This window comes from Janthinobacterium sp. GW460-12-1-14-LB5 (assembly GCF_059423585.1).
On record NZ_JBWKYD010000032.1, the window covers coordinates 1 to 23212 of the forward strand.

At 66.0% G+C, this 23212-nt stretch carries 16 protein-coding genes; 10 read left to right on the forward strand and 6 right to left on the reverse strand.

Translation table 11 applies throughout. The annotated features are described in order from the left end of the window. Positions 1–175 precede the first annotated feature (175 nt). Positions 176–805 (forward strand): LysE family translocator, encoded by a 630-nt coding sequence (locus AC07X6_RS25320; protein WP_494792775.1) that lies wholly within the window; start codon positions 176–178, stop codon positions 803–805. Here the strand turns inward: AC07X6_RS25320 and AC07X6_RS25325 are convergent. Together AC07X6_RS25325 and AC07X6_RS25330 are read right to left on the reverse strand one after the other, a co-directional pair. Then, positions 768–1517, reverse strand: coding sequence for a YceI family protein (locus AC07X6_RS25325; protein ID WP_494792776.1), 750 nt, complete (start codon positions 1515–1517; stop codon positions 768–770). The two genes, AC07X6_RS25320 and AC07X6_RS25325, sit on opposite strands and share 38 nt — an antisense overlap. A gap of 531 nt (positions 1518–2048) precedes the next feature. After that, entirely contained in the window at positions 2049–4742 is a 2694-nt protein-coding gene (locus AC07X6_RS25330) for a M1 family metallopeptidase (protein ID WP_494792777.1), read from the reverse strand. Between the two features lie 261 nt (positions 4743–5003). Between AC07X6_RS25330 and AC07X6_RS25335 the strand changes: the two genes are divergently transcribed. Beyond that, complete coding sequence (locus AC07X6_RS25335) at positions 5004–5627, forward strand: glutathione S-transferase family protein (protein WP_076566717.1); 624 nt, start codon at positions 5004–5006, stop codon at positions 5625–5627. 90 nt (positions 5628–5717) lie between these two features. On the opposite strand, the gene AC07X6_RS25340 is transcribed toward AC07X6_RS25335, so the two are convergent. Further along, the gene (locus tag AC07X6_RS25340) at positions 5718–7823 is read right to left on the reverse strand and encodes a prolyl oligopeptidase family serine peptidase (protein WP_494792778.1); all 2106 of its coding nucleotides are present in this window, start codon (positions 7821–7823) and stop codon (positions 5718–5720) included. Between the two features lie 389 nt (positions 7824–8212). On the opposite strand from AC07X6_RS25340, the gene AC07X6_RS25345 reads away from it, so the two are divergent. Continuing rightward, entirely contained in the window at positions 8213–8791 is a 579-nt protein-coding gene (locus tag AC07X6_RS25345; protein ID WP_494792779.1) for an RDD family protein, read from the forward strand. A 31-nt stretch (positions 8792–8822) separates the two neighbouring features. Here the strand turns inward: AC07X6_RS25345 and AC07X6_RS25350 are convergent, their stop codons facing one another. Continuing rightward, positions 8823–10553 carry a CehA/McbA family metallohydrolase gene (locus tag AC07X6_RS25350; RefSeq protein ID WP_494792780.1) on the reverse strand — a complete coding sequence of 577 codons (1731 nt, stop codon included), beginning with the start codon at positions 10551–10553 and terminating at the stop codon, positions 8823–8825. A 337-nt stretch (positions 10554–10890) separates the two neighbouring features. Here AC07X6_RS25350 and AC07X6_RS25355 point away from each other — a divergent pair, with 337 nt between their 5' ends. The 7 genes from AC07X6_RS25355 to AC07X6_RS25385 all read left to right on the forward strand — a co-directional run bounded on the left by AC07X6_RS25355 (position 10891) and on the right by AC07X6_RS25385 (position 21612). Beyond that, positions 10891–12186, forward strand: coding sequence for an MFS transporter (locus tag AC07X6_RS25355; protein ID WP_494792781.1), 1296 nt, complete (start codon positions 10891–10893; stop codon positions 12184–12186). Between the two features lie 10 nt (positions 12187–12196). Beyond that, positions 12197–14749 carry a nitrite reductase large subunit NirB gene (nirB, locus tag AC07X6_RS25360; RefSeq protein ID WP_494792782.1) on the forward strand — a complete coding sequence of 851 codons (2553 nt, stop codon included), beginning with the start codon at positions 12197–12199 and terminating at the stop codon, positions 14747–14749. Positions 14750–14752: 3 nt separating this feature from the next. Next, the gene (gene nirD, locus AC07X6_RS25365) at positions 14753–15115 is read left to right on the forward strand and encodes a nitrite reductase small subunit NirD (RefSeq protein ID WP_494792783.1); all 363 of its coding nucleotides are present in this window, start codon (positions 14753–14755) and stop codon (positions 15113–15115) included. Continuing rightward, positions 15112–16338 (forward strand): NAD(P)/FAD-dependent oxidoreductase, encoded by a 1227-nt coding sequence (locus AC07X6_RS25370; protein ID WP_230540695.1) that lies wholly within the window; start codon positions 15112–15114, stop codon positions 16336–16338. The genes nirD and AC07X6_RS25370 overlap by 4 nt, the downstream gene beginning before the upstream one ends. A gap of 11 nt (positions 16339–16349) precedes the next feature. Then, a complete protein-coding gene (locus AC07X6_RS25375; protein WP_494792784.1) occupies positions 16350–19019 on the forward strand; it encodes a molybdopterin-dependent oxidoreductase in 2670 nt (889 codons plus the stop codon). Positions 19020–19081: 62 nt separating this feature from the next. Beyond that, positions 19082–19612: an adenylyl-sulfate kinase gene (gene cysC / locus AC07X6_RS25380; protein WP_494792785.1), complete on the forward strand. Its 531-nt coding sequence runs from the start codon at positions 19082–19084 to the stop codon at positions 19610–19612. Further along, positions 19609–21612: a diguanylate cyclase domain-containing protein gene (locus AC07X6_RS25385; RefSeq protein WP_494792786.1), complete on the forward strand. Its 2004-nt coding sequence runs from the start codon at positions 19609–19611 to the stop codon at positions 21610–21612. The genes cysC and AC07X6_RS25385 overlap by 4 nt, the downstream gene beginning before the upstream one ends. 3 nt (positions 21613–21615) lie before the next feature. Here the strand turns inward: AC07X6_RS25385 and AC07X6_RS25390 are convergent, their stop codons facing one another. Both AC07X6_RS25390 and AC07X6_RS25395 read right to left on the reverse strand, forming a co-directional pair. Then, positions 21616–22533, reverse strand: a complete 918-nt coding sequence (locus tag AC07X6_RS25390) for a pyridoxal-phosphate dependent enzyme (protein WP_494792787.1) — start codon at positions 22531–22533, stop codon at positions 21616–21618. 83 nt (positions 22534–22616) lie between these two features. Then, a complete protein-coding gene (locus AC07X6_RS25395; RefSeq protein WP_230540700.1) occupies positions 22617–23120 on the reverse strand; it encodes a MarR family winged helix-turn-helix transcriptional regulator in 504 nt (167 codons plus the stop codon). Between the last annotated feature and the right edge of the window lie 92 nt (positions 23121–23212).

Sequence of the window (23212 nt, forward strand, 5' to 3'; positions counted from 1 at the left end):
GGGCGGGTGGGCTGGCATCGATGGATTGGGTGGTGGTCGCGCGGGAAATGGCGGCAACGCCGTTTGCTGTGGAGTGCTCATTTTAATCGACTCTCGGTGACACACGGGCAATTTCCTGCCCTGCCGGCATGGCGGCCGCTCCGGTATCATGTCGGCTTTTGCCTGCGAGATCTTCATGCTCAGTCCCGACCAGTTCCTGGCCTTCCTGGCCGCCGCCGTTTTGATCACCGCCAGTCCCGGCCCCGACAACCTGATGGTGCTGGGCGTGGGCATGTCGCGCGGACGCCGCCAGGGCATGGCCTTCGGCCTGGGCTGCGCCCTTGGCTGCCTCACGCATACCGTGCTGGCGACCATCGGCGTATCGGCCCTGCTGGCCGCCTCGCCCACGGCCTTTACGGCGCTGAAAGTGGCCGGCGGGCTGTACCTGGTGTGGCTGGGCATCGGCGCCTTGCGCAGCCGTGGCGGCGCCAAAGTCGATGGCGCGGCCGCCTTGCCCGACGAGTCCTTGCTGCGTTTGTTCGGCAAAGGGCTGTTTGCCAACAGTATCAATCCGAAAGTCGTGCTGTTTTTCCTCTCGTTCTTGCCGCAGTTCATCGTCGCGGGCCAGGGCAATGCCAGCTGGCAGACGGCGCAGCTGGGCCTCGTCTTCACGGCGCAGGCGTGCGTGCTGTTTGGCCTGCTCGGCTATTTTTCCGGCGCCGTCGGCCTGTGGCTGAACCGCCGCCCGCGCGCCGGCCTGTGGCTGGACCGCGTGGCCGGCACCATTTTCATCGGCCTGGGCTTGCGCCTGATCCTGGCGCGCTGAGGTCTTGCCGGGCGGTAATGCGGAACGCCAGTTCCATCTGGTCCTGCACGGCCATGGCACCGCCCAGGACGGCAAACGGCACGATGCCGAAGTCGCTCTGTTTCAGCAGCAGGCTGCCGCTCGCCTGCAGGCTGCGCCCATCGGCCGCTTGCTCGATCCGCACGGGCAAGCGCACCGCGCGCGTCACGCCATGCAGGGTGATGTCCGCATCGAACTCCTGCTTGTCGCCCGTGCGGCGCGCCGCGATGCTGACCCACGGATAGCGCTCGGCCTCGAGCACGCGCACCAGCATGTTGTGGCGCGTGCCAGCGATGGCGTCGGCCGACGGCGTCGTCGACAGACCGGCCGCCTGGCGCAAGCCTTCCTCGTCCACGCTCATCTCGTCCAGGCGGAAGCGGAACTGCGCGCGCCCCGGCGCGGGCGCCACCACGCCTTGCAGGGTGCGGCTGGCCACCACGTGGTCATGCCCGAGCCGCGCCAGCGCGCCGCCGCGGCGCACGGTGATGGTCAGCAGGGATTCTGCTGGCACGATGTGCAGCAGCTGCATGCCCGGCTGCTGCCACGCGGGCGCGGGCATGGCGGCAGGGGCGGCAGGAACGGCCAGCGCGGGAGCCGGCGCCGGCGGCAGGGGCGTGCAGGACGCCAGCACGGCGCAGGCGAGCAGGAAGGCGGTGCGGATGGCTGAGGGCGGGCGGCGGTTCTGGCTGAACATGAGGGCAGAAGGGACAAGGGCGATGGGGGAATGGTACGCGATCCGCGCGGCGGCGCGCGCGCAATGTTAGAGCTACGTCATAAGGCGGTCATATGGCGCTGCTATGATGCTTTTGTTGGCACACAGCATGCGGTGCGCAAATCACTACGTTCCGGGAGCGATAGGATGCAGGCATGACTCAACAGCTTAGCCGGTGAGCTCAACCATCGGCACCAGATATGTAAAAATTGTTTTATGGCAAGATCCGCAGGGCGGGGCAAGGGAAATGCAGGAATTGGGCGGGGATTTAATGAAGTCCTAAGCCTGACTCAATGAAGGACTGGCATAGTGGACACATGGCGCACGGAAACCCCGGGCGCAAGGTTGCCGGACACCTCAATGACCGGCACGATTCCCACTTTTTCATGTGTTTTTCCCGTTTTATCCCTGCGCTCTGAAACAGCGTTTCAACCGGCTACCGCACCTTGCGAAGCCGGTTTTTTTTTGCCTGCGTTTTCATCACTTCCCGGCGCCGCGGCGCCGGGAAACCACTTAGCCGGCCTGTTTTGCCAGCCACGCATCGACGGCCGGCAGGCGCTCGGCGCGTACCTTGATGCGATATTTGATGCCGGCCACGGAACTGTCGGCATCGCCGCGCGCGCTGGCCGGCAGGTTGGCCTGCGCGTACGCTTCCAGCTTGGCGATCATCTCCGGCTGCGCCGAGCCGGCTGCCAGGCGCGGGAAGTAGCGGCTGCGCGAACTGGCGTCGATGCGCGCATTGACTTGCTCCAGGTGCGCCAGCGCAAAGTCGAAGGCCAGTTCCGGATGCGTGCGCGACACGCGCGAGATCATGGCCGGGCTGTTGGTCACGCCCGGTTCATCCGTCAGCGCCAGCGCCAGCGCGCGTTGCGCCAGGGCGGGATCATCGCTCGATGCCAGCAGGTCGTACAGCTGGTTCTTCACCAGCGGCGTCTTTTCCTGCTGCGCCCTGGCGTGCAGCTGTTCCCAGGTGGCGGCGTCCGCATGCTGCGCCACCACGCCCAGGATGGTGCGGCGCAGCGGCGCGGGCATGGCGGACGGGTCTTGCTCGCTGGCCGCGTAGCGGCGGCGCGCCTCGGCGATCACGCCGGGCTCGCCAATGTCGCCGAGGATGGCAATCAGGCGTCCGCGCAGGGTCGCCACGCTCGACGCTTCGCCAGCGCGCGCTTCCCAGCCCGTCTGCGCCATCATCGGCGCCAGGCGCGCCATGGCGAAGCGGCCGAAAGCCTGCTGGCGCGCGGCATCTCCCGCATACTGCTCATACAGGCCGTTCAGCGATGCGGCCACCCGGCCCAGCACTTGCGGATCGGCCGACAGGGGCGTGGCTTTCACCAGTTCCAGGAAACCGGCCGGGTCTTGCAAGCCCGCCATGCCCAGCGACTGGCTGTCCGCCAGCAAGCCCAGTTGATCGATCGGCGCCAGGCGCGCGAAGCTGCCCGCCAGCGCGTGCGTGCCGGCGGGCGCGTACAGGGTGCGGTAGTAGCCGCTCTGGCCCGCATTCACCAGCAGGGCGCCGCAGCCGGGCACGTTCAGGGTGGCCTTGCCGTTCTTGAGCACCACCTTGGCCAGCTTGCCGTTGCCGACGGTCGACGCGATCACCGGCACTTTCCACGACAGCGGCTTCTTGTCCGGCTGGTCCTTGGAAAATTCCGTCTGCGTCAGGGTCACGCGCGTGCTGCCCTTCCTGCACACGGCGTCGCCCACGGTGATCATCGGCACGCCCGGCTGCAGGGTGAAATCATGGGCGATGGCGCTGACGGGCTTGCCCGCGGCCGCATCGACTTCGCGCCACAGGTCGTCCGACACCGTATTGCCATACGCATGCTTGCGCATGTAGCTGCGCACGGCCGTGCGCCACGTGTCGGCGCCCACGTACGCTTCGAGCATGCGGATCACCGCCTCGCCCTTTTGATACGTGATGCCGTCGAAGGCCTGGCTGGCCTGTTCCACGGTGGCGATGCGCTGGACCACCGGGTGCGTGGTGCGCAGCGCGTCCTGGCTCATGGCCGATTCGCGCCCGCCCACGTTGGACAGGGCCGTGTTCCACTCGGGGTGCAAACGCTCCGTGGTGCGGCTTTCCATCCACGACGCAAAGCCTTCGTTGAGCCACAGGTCGTCCCACCAGCGCATGGTGACCAGGTCGCCAAACCACTGGTGCGCCATTTCATGCGACAGGGTGGTGTAGATGTTTTCCTTGTCCGACTGGGTCGAGATGGCCGGGTCGAGCAGCAGGCCGTATTCGAAGGTGAAGACGGCGCCCCAGTTTTCCATGGCGCCGAAGAACTGGCTGCGGCCCGGCGCGGCGATGTTGTCGAGCTTGGGCAGCGGGTAGCGCACGCCGAAATAATCGTTGTACTCGCGCAGCAGGGCGGCCGACTCGTCGAGCGCGAAGCGGCTTTGCGCCAGCGCGCCCTTTTTCGTGATGACGCCCACTTCCGTGCCGTCGGCCATCTTTGTCGCCCGTTCGAAGTCGCCCAGGCCGAAGAACAGCAGATACGTCGACATGCGCGGCGTGGTGGCGAAGCGCACGTGCTTCATGCCATTGCCTAGCTCTTCGCTGCTGGCGATGGGCATGTTGCCGACGGCCATCTGGCTGCTCGGCACGACCACGTCCAGCGCGAAGGTGGCCTTGTAGTCCGGTTCATCCCACGACGGCAGCATGCTGCGCGCGTCGGAATTTTCGAATTGCGTGTACAGCGCGCGCTGGCGCCCTTGCGGCGTGTCGTAGTCGAGCGAGAACAGGCCCGTCGCCTGCGTGCCGATCTTGCCGCTGTAGTCGATGCGCAACAGGTATTCGCCCTTGGCCAGCGGCTCGGCAAAATGCACGGTGGCCGTCTGCTTGTCCGCATCGAACTCGATCTTGCGCGTCACCTGCTTGCTGCCGCCCGCGCCCTCGATGGCGGCGGCGGCAAACGCCAGGTTCAAGGCATTGAAGGTGATGCTGGCCGTCGGCGTGTCGACGGCCACCTTGATGGCCGCTGCGCCCTTGAAGGTGGCGGCGGCGGCGTCCGGCGTGATCGACAGCGCATAGTGCAAGGGCGTGACGCCGCGCGGCAGCTGCGTGGTGGTGCCGATGGCGTGGCTGGCCGAGGCGTGCCTGGCGGCCGGGGCGGCGTGGCCCGGGGGGAAGGCGGTGGCGGCGGTCAGTGCCAGGATGGCGGCGGCCAGTTGGCTGCGGCGGAAACGCGGAGTCGGTGTGCGATGCATGGTATGCCCTTCGTTCATGAGTAAAACGCCCGCCGGCCGGATAGGCCGTGGGCGTTGATGGCGGTTGGGGGACATCGCTGGAACTGAAGGCCAGCGTTCCCGTACAGCAATCTAAGGCGAAACGGGGGCAAAGTCAACGCGCCAGGGGCGCCGCACCATGGCGGTGCGCTGGTATGATGGGCGACTGACCGTACTGCCACCGGCCAGTCCTTCAGATGATTGTCAACACCATCCACCACTACAACGAGACGAGACCTGCACATGAAACTGACTATCAGCCCCCGCACGCCCAATCCGCGCCGCGTCACCATGTTCATCGCCGAGAAGGGCATTACCGGCATCGAGGAAGTGGCGCTCGACCTGATGGCGGGCCAGCACCGCGATCCCGCCTTCCTGGCGAAAAATCCGCTGGGCCGCGTGCCCGTGCTGGAGCTGGACGACGGGCGCGTGCTGACCGAGACGCGCGCCATCTGCACGTATCTGGAAGGCTTGCAGCCGCAGCCGAACCTGATGGGCGAAGGCTTCGAGGAGCGCGCCTTCATTGAAATGGCCGACCGCCGCGTGGAACTGCACCTGTTCAGCGCCGCCGCCAACTGGGTGCGCCACGGCCATCCGGCCCTGGTGGCGCTGGAAAACCCGCAGTTTCCCGATTTCGCCACGGCGCAGGCGGGCAAGCTGCGCGAAACGGCGCAATGGCTGGACCAGGTGCTGGCCAGCCAGCCCTACATCGCCGGCGAGCGGTTTACGATTGCCGACATCACGGCCTTCTGCGCGCTGGAATTCGCGCGCGGGCTGATGAAGTACCGTCCCGGCGCGGAAGGTTTATCCAACCTGCAAGCTTACCGCGACCGCATCGCCGAGCGGCCCAGCGCGCAGGCGAAGTAAAGGCCAAATGCAGAACGCCTGCGCCGGAGTCTCCGGTGCAGGCGTTTTTGTTTGCGCAAGGCCCGTCGGGCCCCGTTTACTTCAACTTCTTTACTTCAGCTGCTCGTGCAGGAAGGTGTAGGTCAGCGCCCACATCAGCGCCTGCTGGTCGTTGTTGGCGGCGCCCGCATGGCCGCCTTCCGTGTTTTCCCAGTACAGCACGTCGTGGCCTTGCTCTTCCATCTTTGCCACCATCTTGCGCGCATGGCCAGGGTGGACCCGGTCGTCGCGCGTCGAGGTGGTAAACAGCACGCGCGGATATTTCTTGTCCTTGAAGACGTTCTGGTACGGCGAGTACTTGCTGATGTAAGCCCATTGTTCCGCCACGTCCGGGTCGCCGTATTCTCCCATCCACGAGGCGCCCGCCAGCATCTTGTTATAGCGGCGCATGTCGAGCAGCGGCACCTGGCTGACGACGGCGTTGAACAGGTCGGGACGCTGCACCAGCACGGCGCCCGTCAGCAGGCCGCCATTGCTGCCGCCCATGATGCCCAGGTGGCGCGGACTGGTGACTTTGCGCTTGATCAAGTCCTGCGCCACCGAGATGAAATCGTCATACGCGCGCTGGCGGTTTTCCTTCAGCGCCGCCTGGTGCCAGCGGGGACCGAATTCGCCGCCGCCGCGGATATTGGCCAGCACGTACACGCCGCCCTTGTTCAGCCACGCTTCGCCGATGATGCCGCTGTAGCTCGGTTTCAGCGACACTTCGAAGCCGCCATAGCCATACAGCACGGTGGGATTGCGGCCGTCGAACTTCGTCTTCTTGCCCATGATGGCGAAATACGGCACCTTGGTGCCATCCTTCGACGTCGATTCGAACTGTTCCACCTTGTACGGCGCGGCATCGAAGAAGGCGGGCAGCGACTTGATTTTCGTGCGCTTGTCGCTCTGCGCCGTGCCCAGGTACAGGGTGGTCGGATTGAGGAAGTCGGTTACCGTCAGGAAATACTGATCCGAGTCGACGGGATCGAGCGCGCTGACGGCCAGGGTGCCCAGTTTCGGCGCATCGACGGCGCGGCGCTGCCACTTGCCGTTCACGTGGCGCAGTTCCGTCAGGCGGTTTTTCACTTTGTCCAGGGTGGTCACGAGGATGGCCGACTTCGTCGCCGTGACATTGTCCAGCGACGACGTGGCCGTGGGCGCGTACAGCACTTCCAGCGCCTGCCCGCCCTGCATGAAGGCCTTGAAATCCGTGGCCAGCAGCGAGCCTTGCGCATAGGTCTTGCCGTTGACCTTCCAGTCCGAACGCAGGGTGATGATCAATTGATCGCGCACGGTGAAGGCCGTGGCGTCGTCCGGTTTCGGCACTTTCTTCAAGCCGGCGCCGTCGCGCAGGAACATTTCGCCGCTGTAGAAATCGATCTGCCGCTCGATGAACTGGTGTTCGTGGCCGGGCGTGAAATCCTTGTAGGCGCCCGCGCTCAGGTCGTCGGGTTTCGCTTCATACAAGGTTTTCGCCTGCGCCAGCGGCGTGCCGCGCTGCCACTCCTTGATGATGCGCGGGTAGCCGGAGCTGGTCATCGAGCCGGGGCCGAAATCGGTGGAGACGAACAGGGTATCGGCGTCGATCCAGCTGGCGCTGCCCTTCGCTTCGGGCAGGGTAAAGCCGCCGTCGACAAACGCGCGTTTCGCCACGTCGTATTCGCGCACCACCTTGGCGTCGCCGCCGCCGCGCGACAGGGAAATGAGGCAGCGTTCGCCCTTCGGATACAGGCACGAGGCGCCGCCCCAGACCCAGTTTTCACTCTCGCCGGCGGCCAGCTGGTCGAGGTCGATCACGGTTTCCCACGCGGGTTCGGCCTGCTGGTACTGCGCCAGGGTGGTGCGGCGCCAGATGCCGCGCACGTGCTGGGCGTCGCGCCAGAAATTGTAGTAATACTCGCCTTCCTTGCTGACGTAGGGAATGCGTTCCTTCGAGTTGAGGATGGTTTTCAGGCGCGCCTGCAGGGCCGGGAAGCCGGGCTGGCTTTCCAGTTCCTGCGTGGTGACGGCATTATGCTGTTTGACCCAGGCCAGCGGCTTGTCGCCGAGGACTTCTTCCAGCCACAAATGGGGATCGGTGTTGGCGGCGGCAGGGGAGGGGGCTTGCGCATGGGCAATGCCCGCTGCGGCCAGGCCGAGCAGCATGCTGCTGGCGAAGGTGCGATATGACGACATGGTGGGTTTCCTGGTTGGTCCGATGGAGGCCGCTTTGCAGGCAAAACGGCGCAGCCATGGTGCCATGAATTGCTGTACGGAACCAGTGTGATGGAGATATTAGTGCAGCTTCGGCATGTATTTCCTATAATATTCGCTGCTGGATCGCCAGGCCGTATATTCTGCGGCCCGGTAATGGGCTGGAGTCTGGCGCCGCCATGGGCTCGCCACCTCTACGGCAGGGCGGTGTTCAAGACCTGTTCGGCTCTCGATTTATTCTAATGTCAATAAGCTGTGTCCTGTGGTGTTGCCTGCTGTTCGGGACACTCGCACCGTGCCGCAATGGGCGCCTTGCTATTGATTCTTTTCGCGTACGCGATGCGCATAACGGTCTGGACAGAACATAAAACATGCAACAACTCAAAGAGTATTATGAACGACAAGATACTGAAGAATTGCTCGCGATTGCGCGCAAAGATCTGACGGAGGAGGCGCGCCTCGTTCTGCAGGAGGTGCTCGCTGGCCGCAACGTGGCGCCCGAGGCGACGATTGCGGCCCGCTCGGATGCGCTGGATCAACAAGCACGGCACGCAAAGGAAGCCGGCCGACTGGCATCACGATGGACCCGTTTCCTGGCATTTCTCGTGGATGTATGGGGGGCGATAATCATGCTCACCATCTTGTTGTCGCCACTGCGGTGGATATCTGAGGAAATACATGTCAATGTCGTGCTCTCCGTATGGTTGGTCTACTTTTTATTGAGGGATGGCATACCGGAATTGTACCTAGGCAAGCGCTTGTTTTCGATTCGTACGGTGCACGCGCGTTCATCGCGTTCCTGTACCTGGCTGCGTTCAATATGGCGCAACGTCATGCATCTGTTTTTCTGGGTGGATGCCTTGCTTATCTTGTCGTCCCATAAAATGCGCCTGGGCGACATCCTCGCTGGTACGATTGTGATCAAGGCAGAGCCAGAGCATCTGCGGTGACCTGCCATGCCAGGCATCGATACAGACAAATTCATTGCAGCTGCATCACCCACACGGGCGCCGACCAGACGATGTTGCCGTCATCCTGCGTCAGGCGCGCGTAATAGAAATGGGGGCCGGGCGCGGGCGTGAGGGTGAGCTCGGCCTGATCCGATACTTGCGTGACGGAACCGTTGCCGCCCGGCACGCCGTGGAAGATGGCGACGGCGGCCGCTTGCCGTCCCGTGTCGTTGCTGAAATGGGTGGATAGCTGCAAAGGCCCGTGGTTGTCGAATCGCTCGCCCATCAGCTTGCCATTTGCCGTGAACAGCAGTTGCGCGTGCTTGTCCATGGTGGCAAACACGCGGCGCGCGCGCAGCGCGTCGAGGAAGCTGTCGCGCGACACGGGCATGCCGGCGGCCGGGCTGGCCACCAGCACGGCTGTGCGGTTGCCGTACGACGCCCCCCAGTTGGCGCAGTGGTTGTCCTGGTTGCTGCTGAAGGCCACGTGGTAGCCGGCCGCCAGGGCCCGGTTGCAGGCCGCCTCGTAGTTGCTGCGCCGCGTTTCCGTTTCCCCGTCGTTGGTGGAAAAAGCGGACGTGTTCATGACTTCGCACAGCACCATGGCCGCGTCGCCGTCCGGCGTGTAGCCGAGCGGCTGGCCGTTGACGAGAAACTGGCCCGTTTGCGCCGGGTGGTTGAACTGGCCGATCCAGCCCCGTTCGCGCATCAGCGCATACAGGGCGGCGTAGTCGCTTTTCGGCGTTGCCACGTCGGCCAGCAGTTCGCCCCGGGCATTCCTTTCCCAGCCCAGCAATTGGTCGCTGTTGAAGATGTTCAGGTGGCCGCCCTTGTTGATGACGCCCCATTCCATGCCGTACAGGGCCAGGAAGCCGGGATGCGCGGCCGTGTACGCGGCCGCTTCGGCCAGCCCCGTCTGGTACAGGGTTTTTGCTTCGGCTGGCTCGGCCGTGCTGTTGGTGCCGTCGGAACCGTCATACATATGGTTGTGCTCGGATGTCAGCAGCGCGTCGAGGCCGTGATCTTGCGCATACTTGTATGCATCGATGGGGCCGAAGGGCGCCGTTTGCGGTTCCTGCGCGCCATGGCAGTCGTTCAGCGCCGCGCCGCCGTCGCTGTGGCGCGTCTGGCTGTGCAGGTTGGCGTAGACGATGCGGTAGCCAGGCTGGCCGTCCAGGCTGGGCAGCTGCAGCAGTCCGGCCCGGAAGGCGGGCACCCTGGGCGCCGTGCTGGCGCCCCGCTGCACCTGGATTTGCCACTGCTGTTCCACCTGCGCCTCGCGTGGGGTGCCGGCATCGGCCACGGCCAGCAGGCGCAGCGCGTACAAGCCGTCCGGCGCCAGCATGCGCCGTTCGCGCGCATCGGCATCGGCGCGGCCATCCCAGGGCAAGTTCACGCTCTTGCCGCCGGCGCCCACCTGTTCCGTGCCCGACCAGCGCCGCAGCACGGCCCCTTGCGGGCCGGGGCCGGACAGGGTCAAGGTCCAGCGCACCGCATGGGGGCGGCCCTCGTCCGGATAAGTGAGGCGCACAATAAATGTACGTGACTGCGCGCTGCGCGCCTGCGTGCCCCGCGCGCCGCGCGCGGCATGGAACGGCGCGAACACGGTCGCGTCCAGCTCGCTGTGTTCGCGGGGTTCGGGGGAGCCATCTTGCGACGCAGCACACTTGCTCCAGGCGATCAACAGCGCCCCCACGCAGGCGCACGCCAGTGCACGCCCCACGCCGCGCCGTGGCAGCACTTGCCGCAGTTGCCCGACCATGCCGGCCTCCGCTACATGAACTCAATAATAATTAGACAATCATTGCCACTTTCGAGTTCCGCGACGCACCAAGAAGAGGCGCGCCTGCACCGCCAGATGCCATGATCTGGCGCAAAGACCGTGCGGATAGGGGGCGTCCCCCTTGGGACGGGCCTGGCACGGCGCTTGCTAGACAGAAGATACGGATCAACGGCGATCCCCTGAATAAACGCACAACGGTCCAACGACGGACCACCTGGACAACGGCGTCCGCTCTGGCTGATTTTTTCCATCGGCGGGGGCGGGCGCCGTTTTTGTTTGCATTTTTGTTATTTTCGGGATACTTCGGGAAACCATCATGGCCAGCCAAAAAGCAACAAGCATCGCGCTCTTCTCCCTCGCCACGCCGCCCATGCGGGCATTCCACCTGACGTGGATGGCATTTTTCGTGTGCTTCTTCGCCTGGTTCGCCTGCGCGCCGCTGATGCCTGTCATCAAGGGCGAGTTCGGCCTTTCCCTGGCGCAAGTGGCGAACATCAATATCGCCGCCGTCGCCATCACCATCCTCGTGCGCCTGATCGTCGGACCCTTGTGCGACCGCTACGGCCCACGCAAGACCTACACGGGCTTGCTGCTGCTGGGCGCCATTCCCGTGCTGGGCGTGGCCGCGTCGCAAAGCTATGAAAGTTTCCTGTTCTTCCGCCTGGGCATCGGCGCCGTCGGTGCCAGCTTTGTCATTACGCAATATCACACCTCCGTGATGTTCGCCCCCCGCGTCGTCGGCACGGCGAATGCGGCGGCCGCCGGCTGGGGCAATGCGGGCGGCGGCGCGGCACAGGCCTTGATGCCCTTGCTGCTCGGTGCCGTAGTGATGCTGGGCGTGTCCGAGTCGCTGGGCTGGCGCGTGGCGCTGCTGGTGCCTGGCGTGCTGATGCTGGTGATGGCGGCCCTCTACTGGCGCTATACGCAGGATTGCCCTGAAGGCAATTACGCGGACTTGCGCGCCGCCGGCGTGGCTATTGAGGGGGGAAAGAAAGGTGGCTGGGACAGCTTCAAGGCCGCCAGCAGCAATTATCGCGTGTGGCTGCTGTTCGTTACCTACGGCGCCTGCTTCGGCATCGAGATCTTCATCCACAACATCGCCGCCGTTTACTACGTCGACCATTTCGGCCTGTCGTTGAAATCGGCGGGCCTGGCCGCCGGCAGCTTCGGCTTGCTGGCCCTGTTTGCCCGCGCTTTGGGCGGCTGGCTGTCCGACAAACTGGCCCTGCGCGGCAACCTGAACAGCCGCGTCACCTTGCTGTTCATGCTGATGATCGGCGAAGGCGTGGGCTTGCTGTGGTTTGCCAAGGTCGACAGCGTCACGTATGCCGTCATCGCCATGCTGGTCTTCGGCCTGTTCACCCACATGGCCTGCGGCGCGACCTATGCGCTGGTGCCCTTCATCGACAGCCGCGCGCTGGGCGGCGTGGCCGGCATCATCGGCGCCGGCGGCAACGTGGGCGCCGTGGCGGCCGGCTTCCTGATGAAGGGCACGGGCGACATCCGCCAGACCCTGATCATCCTGAGCGCGCTGGTGGTGGTCTCGGCCCTGTGCGCCATCGCCGTGCGCTTTACCCGCGAAGCGGCCGAACCGAACATGGCCGCGGCCTGAGGAGAGCGCAATGAACCACCCCCTGAAGATCGTCGTCCTTGGCCATGGCATGGTCGGACATAAATTCCTCGAACGCCTGGCGCTGGAAAACGCGCCGCACCTGTCCGTCACCGTCTTGTGCGAAGAGCCGCGTCCCGCCTACGACCGCGTACACCTGTCCGAATTTTTCAGCGGCAAGTCGGCCGAGGATCTGTCGCTGGTGGCGCCCGGCTTCTTCGACAAGGGCAATGTCGTGTTGAAGCTCAATGCGCGCGCCGTGTCCATCGACCGCGCGGCGAAAACCGTCACAGCCAGCACGGGCGAAGTCTTGATCTACGACAAACTCGTGTTCGCCACCGGTTCCACGCCGTTCGTGCCGCCGCTGCCGGGCAAGGAGAGGGATGGCTGCTTCGTCTACCGCACCATCGAAGACCTGGAAGCCATGCTGGCCTGGGGCGCCAAGTCCACCACTGGCGTGGTCATCGGCGGCGGGCTGCTGGGCCTCGAATGCGCGAAGGCCTTGCGCGACCTGAAACTCGACACCCACGTGGTGGAATTCGCGCCGCGCCTGATGGCCGTGCAGGTCGACGAGGGCGGCGCGCGCGTCCTGCGCCGCAAGATCGAGGAACTGGGCGTGACCGTGCACACGCAAAAGAATACCTTGGCCATCCTTGATGGCGAATCTGCCACGCACCGCATGCAGTTCGCCGACGGCAGCCACCTGGAAGCGGACATGATCGTCTTCTCGGCCGGCATCCGCCCGCGCGACGAGCTGGCGCGCGCCTGCGGCCTGGAGGTGGGGCCGCGCGGCGGCATCGCCATCGACGACAGCTGCGTCACGTCCGACCCGGACATCTACGCCATCGGCGAATGCGCGCTGTGGGGCGGCCTGGTGTTCGGCCTGGTGGCGCCCGGCTACGAAATGGCGCGCATCGCTGCCCGCCACCTGTTGCAGGAGGAGGGCGAAGCGTCGTTCAAGGGCGCCGACATGAGCACCAAGCTCAAACTGATGGGCGTGGACGTGGCCAGCCTGGGCGACCCGCACGGCAATGCGCCGGGCAGCCGCTCCTACCAGTTCATGGACGAGCGCAAGCAGATCTACAAGAAGATCGTCGTTTCCGACTGCGGCAAGTATTTGCTGGGCGGCGTGATGGTGGGCGACGCCAGCGAGTACGGCACCTTGCTGCAGATGATGCTCAACAAGATTGAGCTGCCCGAGTTCCCCGAGTTCCTGATCCTGCCGCAGGCGGACGGCCAGCAAAAGGCGGGACTGGGTGTGGACGCCTTGCCCGATGCTGCGCAAATCTGCTCGTGCAACGACGTGTCGAAAGGCGCGCTGTGTGCGGCCGTCGCCGATGGCGCGACCACCATCGCTGCCCTCAAAAGCTGCACAAAGGCCGGCACCGCCTGCGGCGGCTGCGTACCGCTGGTGACGCAGATCATGAAGGCGGAAATGCAGAAGCAGGGTCTGGCCGTCAATAATCACGTGTGCGAGCACTTTGCGTACTCGCGCCAGGAATTGCATCACATGGTCCGCGTGGGCAAGATCCGCAGCTTCGGCGAACTGCTGGCCGCGCATGGCCAAGGCCTGGGCTGCGACGTGTGCAAGCCCGTGGCGGCAAATATCCTCGCGTCTTGCTGGAACGATTTCGTGCTGACGCCTGTCCACGCCAGCCTGCAGGACAGCAATGATTATTTTCTTGGCAACATCCAGAAGGATGGCACGTATTCCGTCGTGCCGCGCATGCCGGGCGGCGAAGTGACGGCCGACGGCTTGATCGCCGTCGGCACGGTGGCGAAAAAATACGGCCTCTATACGAAGATCACGGGCGGCCAACGGGTCGACCTGTTCGGCGCCCGCGTGGACCAGTTGCCGGCCATCTGGGAAGAGCTGATCGCGGCCGGCTTCGAGTCGGGCCACGCCTACGGCAAATCCTTGCGCACGGTCAAATCCTGCGTCGGTTCCACCTGGTGCCGCTACGGCGTGGCCGACAGCGTGGGCTTCGCCATTCAACTGGAAAACCGCTACAAGGGCTTGCGCACGCCGCACAAGATCAAGTTCGGCGTCTCCGGCTGCACGCGCGAATGTGCCGAGGCGCAGGGCAAGGACATCGGCCTGATCGCCACGGAAAAGGGCTGGAACCTGTACGTGTGCGGCAACGGCGGCATGAAGCCGCGCCACGCGGAACTGATCGCATCGGACCTCGATGAAGCCACCCTGGTGCGCTATGTCGACCGCTTTTTGATGTTCTACGTGCGCACGGCCGACCGCCTGCAGCGCACCAGCGTGTGGCGCGACAACCTCGAAGGGGGCCTCGATTACCTCAAGCGCGTCATCATCGACGACAGCCTGGGCCTGGGCGCCGAACTGGAAGCGGACATGCAGCGCGTGGTCGACACCTATGCCTGCGAGTGGAAGGCGGCCGTCACCGACCCCGCCGTGCGCCAGCGTTTCCGCCACTTCGTCAACAGCGGGAAGAACGATGAAAACGTGGTGTTCGTCGAAGAGCGGGGCCAGGTCCGGCCCGCTACACCCCTTGAACGCCGCAGTACCGTGATCCCCATCCTTGCCGTGGAGGCGTGAGCCATGAATGCGATGAATGAATTGAACAGCGCCAGCGCCGACAACTGGACGGCCATCTGTCCCCTGACCGACATCGTGCCCGACACGGGCGTGTGCGCGCTGCTGGGTGGCCGCCACGTGGCCGTGTTCCGCGTCGGCGATGCCGCGCCGCGCGTGTACGCCATCGACAACGTCGACCCGAACGCGGGCGCTTCCGTGCTGTCGCGCGGCCTGGTGGGCAGCATCGGCGAGCGCGTCGTGGTGGCGTCGCCCATCTACAAGCAGCATTTCGACCTGGCCAGCGGCGAGTGCATCGAAGCGCCTGAACACTCGGTGGCCGCCTGGCCGGCGCGCGTGTTCGGCGGCATGGTGTGGGTGGCCATATGAACACCGCCGCACGGCCGTCTTTAGTCGTGGTCGGCAACGGCATGGCCGGCATGCGCACGGTCGAGGAATTGCTGAAACTCGCGCCGGACCTGTACGACATCACCGTGTTCGGCGCCGAACCGCACGGCAATTACAACCGCATCCTGCTGTCCCCGGTGCTGGCCGGCGAAAAGACGGTGGACGACATCATGCTGCACACGCGCGACTGGTATGCGCACAACGGCATCACCCTGCACGCGGGCGACCCCGTGGTGCACATCGACCGGCAGGCGCGCACGGTGCAGGCGCTGTCTGGCATCGAGGTGCGCTATGACCGCCTGCTGCTGGCGACCGGTTCCACGCCCTTCATCGTGCCCGTGCCGGGCCACGAACTGCCCGGCGTGATCGGTTTCCGCGACATCGACGACGTCGACACCATGCTGCGGGCGGCGCGCAAGCACCGTCACGCGGTCGTCATCGGCGGCGGCTTGCTGGGACTGGAAGCGGCCAACGGCCTGCAGCGCCAGGGCATGGATGTGACGGTGGTGCACATGAGCGGCGCGCTGATGAACCAGCAACTCGACGCGCCCGCGTCGCTGCTGCTGAAAACGGCGCTGGAAGCGCGCGGCCTGCGGTTTTTAATGCATGCGCAAACGTCCGCCATCATGGGCAGCGTCCGCGTGGAAGGCGTGCAGTTTGCGGACGGCAGCAGCATTCCCGCCGACCTGGTGGTGATGACGGCCGGCGTGCGCCCGAACATTGCGCTGGCGCAAGCGGCCGGCCTGCATTGCGAGCGGGCCATCGTCGTCGACGACTGCCTGCAAAGCTACGACCCGCGCGTGTATGCCGTGGGCGAATGCGTGCAGCACCGGCGCGCCACCTTCGGCCTGGTGGCGCCCATCTGGGAACAGGCGCGCGTGTGCGGCGCGCACCTGGCCGGCGCCGGACACCGCCGCTACGTGCAGCAGGCCAGCGCCACCAAACTGAAAGTGACGGGCATCGACCTGTATTCGGCCGGCGACATTCTCGGCGGCGAGGGCAGCGAAGACCTCGTGCTGCGCGACCCGCGCCGCGGCATCTACAAGCGCCTCGTGGTGCAGGGCAGCCGCCTGGCCGGCGCCGTGCTGTATGGCGACGTGCAGGACGGTCCCTGGTATTTCGACCTGATCCAGCAGCGCCGCGACATCAGCAAGCTGCGTGCCCATTTATTGTTTGGCCAGGCGCTGTGCGCCCAGGCCGCCTGACAGGACATTCCATGACAAGCTGCACGCCCGTAAAAACCACTTGCCCATACTGCGGCGTCGGCTGCGGCGTGGAAGCGACACGCCTGCCCGACGGCGCCATCCGCATCGCCGGCGACGCCAGCCACCCGGCCAACCTGGGCCGCCTGTGCGTGAAAGGCTCGGTGCTGGGCGATACCCTGGACCTGGAAAACCGTCTGCTGCAGCCGCAGGTGCGCGTCGACGGCGTGCTGCAGCGCACTTCCTGGGACTTTGCGCTGGATCAAGTCGCCGGCGGCCTGCGCGCCATCATCGACGAGCACGGCCCCGACGCCGTCGCCCTGTACGTCTCGGGCCAGCTGCTGACGGAAGATTATTACGTGGCCAACAAGTTCATGAAGGGCTACGTGGGCAGTGCGAACATCGATACCAATTCGCGCCTGTGCATGTCGTCGGCCGTGGCGGGCCACAAGCGCGCGTTCGGCGAGGATATCGTGCCCGGCTGCTATGAAGACCTGGAGCTGGCCGATATGATCGTGCTGGTGGGCTCGAACACGGCCTGGTGCCACCCGATCCTGTTCCAGCGCATCGCCCGCATCAAGGAAACCCGGCCGGAGATGAAACTGGTGGTGATCGACCCGCGCCGCACGGCCACCTGCGAGCTGGCCGACCTGCACCTGCCCGTGAAACCGGGCACCGACGTGTGGCTGTTCAACGGCTTGCTGTGCTATCTGGCGAAGGAGGGCGTGATCGCCGACGCTTTCGTCACGCGGCACAGCCGCGGCCTCGATGAGGCGCTGGCAGCCGCGCACGCGGACTGCGGCGACCCGCTGCAGGTGGCGCGCATCTGCAAGGTCGACCCGCAAGCCCTGCTGGCGTTTTACCAGGCGTTTGCCGCCACGCGCAAGGTGGTCACGGCCTTTTCGCAGGGCGTGAACCAGTCGTCCAGCGGCACGGACAAGGTTAACAGCATCATCAACTGCCACCTGGCGACAGGCCGCATCGGCCAGCCCGGCATGGGGCCGTTTTCGCTGACGGGCCAGCCGAATGCCATGGGCGGGCGCGAAGTGGGCGGCCTGGCCAACATGCTGGCGGCGCACCTGGAACTGGACAATCCGCTGCACCGCGATACCGTGCAAACGTTCTGGGACTCGCCGCGCATCGCGCACAAGCCTGGCCTGAAGGCCGTGGAACTGTTCCACGCGATCGAAGCGGGCAAGGTCAAGGCCGTGTGGATCATCGCCACCAATCCCCTGGTCAGCATGCCGGACGCCGACCAGGTGCGCCGCGCGCTGGCCAAATGCGAGCTGGTGGTGGTGTCGGACATCAGCGCCGGGTCGGATACGAACGCGCATGCCGACGTGCTGCTGCCCGCGCTGGGCTGGGGCGAAAAGGATGGCACGGTGACCAATTCCGAGCGCCGCATCTCGCGCCAGCGCGCGTTCTTGCCGGCGCCGGGCGAGGCGCGCGCCGACTGGGACGTGCTGTGCGACGTGGCGCGGCGCATGGGCTATGCGGGCTTCGATTTCACTTCGCCGCAGGCCATCTTCGATGAGCACGCGCGCCTGTCCACCTTCCGCAACGGGGCGGAAACGGCGCGCCTGTTCAATCTGGCGGGCCTGGAGAACCTTGATGCAGCGCAATACGACGCCCTGGCGCCGCAGCAGTGGCCGCAGGGCCGGGCGCGCCTGTTCGGCGACGGCCGCTTCGCGCATGCGGACGGGCGCGCGCGTTTCGTGCCGACGGCGCCGCGCGCGCCGCGCAACGCGCCCGATGAAGACTATCCGCTGATCCTGAACACGGGCCGGGTGCGCGACCAGTGGCATACGATGACGCGCACGGGCAAGGCAGCGAAATTGTCCGGCCACGTCGCCGAAGCGTTCATCGATATCCACCCGCAGGATGCGCTGCTGTACAGCGTGCGCGAAGGCGAGCTGGCGCGCATTTCCAGCGCCTGGGGCGCGATGGTGGCGCGCGTCGTGCATGGCGGCGGCATCGCGCGCGGCCAGGTCTTCGTGCCGATCCACTGGAGCGACGCGAATGCCTCCGACGCGCGCGTGGGCGCCGTCGTCAATCCGGCCGTCGATCCCGTCTCTGGCGAGCCGGAATTCAAGCACACGCCCGTGCGCATCGAGCAATTCCGCGTGCACTGGCATGCGTTTGTGCTGAGCCGCACGCCCTTGAACCTGGACGGCGTGGCGCACTGGACGCGCGTGCAGGGCGAGCAGTTCATGCGCTACGAGCTGGCGGGCCGCCAGCGCATCGAGGATCTGGGCGCCTGGGCGCGCACGCTGCTGGGCGTCACCGACCCGGATGCCGACTGGCTCGATTACGCGGACGCCAGCGCCGGCGTGTACCGCGCCGTGCACCTGGACGAGGGGCGCATCGCGCAATGCGTGTATGTTTCGCCCCGGCCCGACCTGCCGTCGCGCAGCTGGCTGGCCAGCCTGTTTGCGCACGCGCAAATGGATGCGCTTGATCGCGCCGGCGTGCTGCTGGGCCAGCCCATCGGCAAGGGCGCTGACGCCGGCCCCACCGTGTGTTCGTGCTTTGGCGTGGGACGCAACACCATCTGCGCCGCCATCGTGGAGCAGAAGCTGACGACGACGGCGCAGGTGACGGCTTGCGTCAAGGCGGGCGGCAATTGCGGCTCCTGCGTGCCCGAGATACGACAGTTGCTGCTTGAGGCGCGCAGCGCGGCCTGAAAATCTGTCCTTTCCGGCACGGCTTTGTTATATTGCCAGCTCTATAACAGAGAGGCAGTGCGATGACAGCAGCACAACACCCCACGGTCTGGCTGACGGGCTTGAGCGGCGCCGGCAAGACCACCGTCGCGCTGGCGCTGGCGCAAGCGCTGAAGGCGCAGGGCCGCGCCGTGGCGGTGCTGGACGGCGACCAGCTGCGCCACGGCTTGAACCGCGACCTCGGTTTTACGCCCGAAGACCGGCATGAAAACATCCGCCGCACGGCCGAAGTGGCACGCCTGATGAACGGGGCGGGCCTGACCGTCATCGCCGCCTTCATTTCTCCCTACCGCGCCGACCGGGCCATGGCCGCCGCCATCATCGGCGCCGCGCATTTCATCGAAGTCCACGTCAGCACGCCGCTGGCCGTGTGCGAGGCGCGCGATCCCAAGGGGCTGTACGAAAAGGCGCGCGCGGGCCAGCTGGCGCAATTCACGGGCATTTCCGCGCCCTATGAAGCGCCGCTGGCCGCCGCCCTGACGCTCGATACCCAGGCGCTGGCGCTGGACGAGTCGGTCGAGCGCATCTGCCGGTACCTGCGGCAGCGGCCGTGACGACCTGGCGCAAACGATTGCGCCGGCGCCTGCCGGCCAGCCTGAAGGCGCGCATGAGCGTGGTCGTCTTCCTGCTCGTGCTGGCTGCCGTGGCTTCGCTGGCGCTGGCCACCCTGGCCGTGGCCGAGCGCGGCATGCGCGACGTCACGGGCCGGCAGCAGTACGTATCGCTGGCCAGCGCCGCCGTCTTCATCGACGAGGAGCTCGACGCGAAGCGCAACGTGCTGCGCGCCATCGCCGACAGCCTGGCAGCCAGCGGCGCGCACGACGGCGCCAGCCTGCAGCGCTTCCTGGCCGCGCAAACGGTGCTGGGCAAGGAGTTCTATACGGCCGGCGTGGTGGACAGCGATGGCTCCCTGCTGGCCAGCGTGGGCCCCTTCAAGCCGCAGGCGGGGATGAACGTGACAGGCCGCCCGTACTTCGACCAGACGCTGGCGGCCCGGCGCTCGGTGATTTCCGCGCCGCTCAACGGCAGCATTTCCGGCATGCCCATCGTGGTGGTGACGCAGCCCGTGTTCGACGCGCAGGGCGCCGTGCGTTATGTGCTGGCGGCCAGCGTCAACCTGCGCCAGCCCGATTTCCTGGGGCGCCTGGGCGCGCTCAAGCCGGGTCCGGGCGGCTACCTGTACATCATGACGAATGAAGGCGTCATCGTCGAGCATCCCGACAAGTCGCGCATCATGCAGCATATCGAAGCGCATGGCCCCATCAGCGAACCGACGCGGCGCGCCATGCAGGGTTTCGAGGGCTGGATGACGGGCACCACCACGCAAGGCGTCGATGCGCTGTTCGCCTACCACCGCATCGCCGCCACCGGCTGGATCCTGGCGTCCGTGTATCCCATGCGCGACGCGTTCGCGCCGCTGCACGCCATCCGCAGCAAGATATTGCTGGCCGCCGTGCTGCTGGCGGCGCTGGCAGGACTGGCCGGCTGGCGCGTGGTGCTGCGCCTGCTGCAGCCTTTGGCGCGCCTGCGCCACCATGTGCATGAAATCCGCCGTCAGCGCCTGGGCATCGAGGCGCTGCAGATCGAGCGGCGCGACGAGATCGGCGACTTGAGCCGCGATTTCTATTCGCTGGTGGCCGAGCGCGAAATCGCCGTGGCGCAGACGCGCGACAGCGAGCGGCGCCTGAAGCTGCTGACGGACCACGTGCCCGTGGTGATCGTCTACATCGACCGCGAGCACCGTTACCAGTTCATCAACGCGACGTTTGAAAAATGGTTCGGCAGGTCGCAGCGGGAAAGCCTGATGCAGTCGATCCGCGAGGTGCTGGGGGAGGAAGCGTATCAATTGCGCGAAGCCTACCTGCGGCGCGCCTTTGCGGGCGAAGAAGTTGAATATGAGTTTACCGTCGATGGCGTGGGAGAGGCTGGCCAGCGGACCTTCCAGACCAGTTACGTGCCCGACGTGGGCGAGAGCGGCGCGGTGGAAGGCGTGTATGGCCTGATCCACGAAATCACCAAGACCAAGGCCGTGCACACGGCGCTGCAGTTCGCCGCCGCCACCGACACCCTGACGGGCATCGCCAACCGGCGCCGCTTCGACGAACAGCTGGCGCAAAGCATGCAGCGCACGCGCGCGGCACGCGCGCCGATGGCGCTGGCCTATCTCGATATCGACCGTTTCAAGGCCATCAACGACAGCCTGGGACACAAGGCGGGCGACGAGGTGCTGAAGGAATTCGCCGCGCGCCTGGTGCGCAGCGTGCGCGCCAGCGACCTGGTGGCGCGCCTGGCCGGCGACGAATTCGTGATCGTTTTCGAAGGCGTGAACGGCGCGGCCGAAGTGCGCCAGATCGGCGCGAAGATCATCGACGCCATCCGCCAGCCGTTTGCGCTGGCCGGCGGCCCGCTGCTGGTGACGACCAGCATCGGCATCGCCATCTTCCGCGAAGGCGCGCTGACGCCGGCGCAGCTGCTGGACCTGGCCGACCAGGCCCTGTATGCGGCCAAGGGGCAGGGCCGCGACGGCGTGGCGCTGCTCGAGGCGGCGCCGTAGGTGCTACAGGGCGGCAGTCCACTGGTCCAGCTGCTGCGTGGTGGCCGTCACGCCGCCGCAGACGATGACGAGCACGTTGCGGTAGGGCGCCAGTTCCGGCGCCTTGCCGTAGACGGCGGCCAGCGCCGCGCCGCAGGCCGGTTCCACCACCAGGCGCTGGTCGCTGATAAAACGCTGGCAGGCGTCGACGGCGGCGCGATCCGATACCACCACGCTGTGCAGCAGGCGCGTCTGGCTGATGGCGTAGGCTTGCGCGCAGACCTGGCGCGCGGCCAGCGAGGTGGCGATGCTGCTCACGGCGGGCAGGGCCACGTGTTCGCGCGCGGCCACGGCGGCCGCCAGCGAAGCGGCGCCTTGCGTTTCCACGGCCACGATGGCCACGTCGTCCCAGCCGTTGCGCTGCAAGCCCTCGGCCACGCCGGCCAGCAAGCCGCCGCCGCCCACCGACAGCACGACGGCGTCCGGTTTCAGGCCCGCGCGGGCTACTTCATCGATCATGCCGGCATGGCCTTGCCACAGCAGCGGGTCGTCGAACGGGTGCAGAAAGGCGTCTTGCGGCGTGAGCATCGATTGCGCCAGCGCGTTGGCTTCTTGCCAGGCGGCGCCGTGCACGATGACTTCGGCGCCTTCCTGGGCAATCAGGGCCCTGGCCCGTTCGCTGGTCGTTTCCGGCACGACGACGACGACGGGAATGCCCAGCTGGCGTCCCGCATAGGCGACGGCGATGCCGGCATTGCCGCCGGAAGAGGAGATGAAGCGGCTGGCGCCGCGCCGCGCGTATTCTTCGCACGCCAGGCCGATGCCGCGGATCTTGAAGGAGCCGGGCGGCTGCAAGGCTTCGAGCTTGAGCCAGATGGCGCGTTCGCTGTGCAGGCTCAGGGCGCGCGAGTTGAGCAAGGGAGTTTCGATGTGCAGGGCCATGCGTGTTCCTGGTAAACAGTCAGGCCAGCATCATAGCCGAAGCGCCCGCGCCACCGTGTCACCCTTGCCGCATGTGTTACTGCTTAGTTCAGCGGGGCGTTCTTGAGCTGGTGCGTGCGCGCCACTTCCTTCATCGCTTCGAGCAGGTCGTCGCGCAGCTGGCGCGGCAACTGGCCGAAGAATTCCTCGTCGTTCTGGTCGGCCATCCCGGCCAGCACGGGCACCAGCGCCTCGCCTTCCGTGGTCAGTTCGATCGAGTGCTGGCGGCGGTCGGCCAGCAGGATGGACTTGCTGACCATGCCCTTGCTTTCCAGGCGGTCGATCAGCTTCGACACGGCGCCCTTGCTCATGCCGGACACTTGCGCCAGCACCGTGGGCGAGGTGCAGCCCAGGCGGAACATTTCGCGCAGCACCACCCATTCGGAGACCGTCACGCCATTGGCTTCCGCTTTTTTCTGGAAGCTGTGGGAAACGTGGTTGGAAACGAAACGCAGCCAGTAACCGAGATGGGCTTCCAGCTCGCTGACGGGAACGCTGTTGGGATGGGCGGCTTGCGGCATGGCGGCCGTTTCAAAATTATGGCTCATTTCTTTTCCTTCACTAGGCGGCGTTGCCGGCATGGTTAAGGCCTTCACGCTTGCTGTCGAGTGGTTTGTTTGGGAACAATCATCGTGCTTGA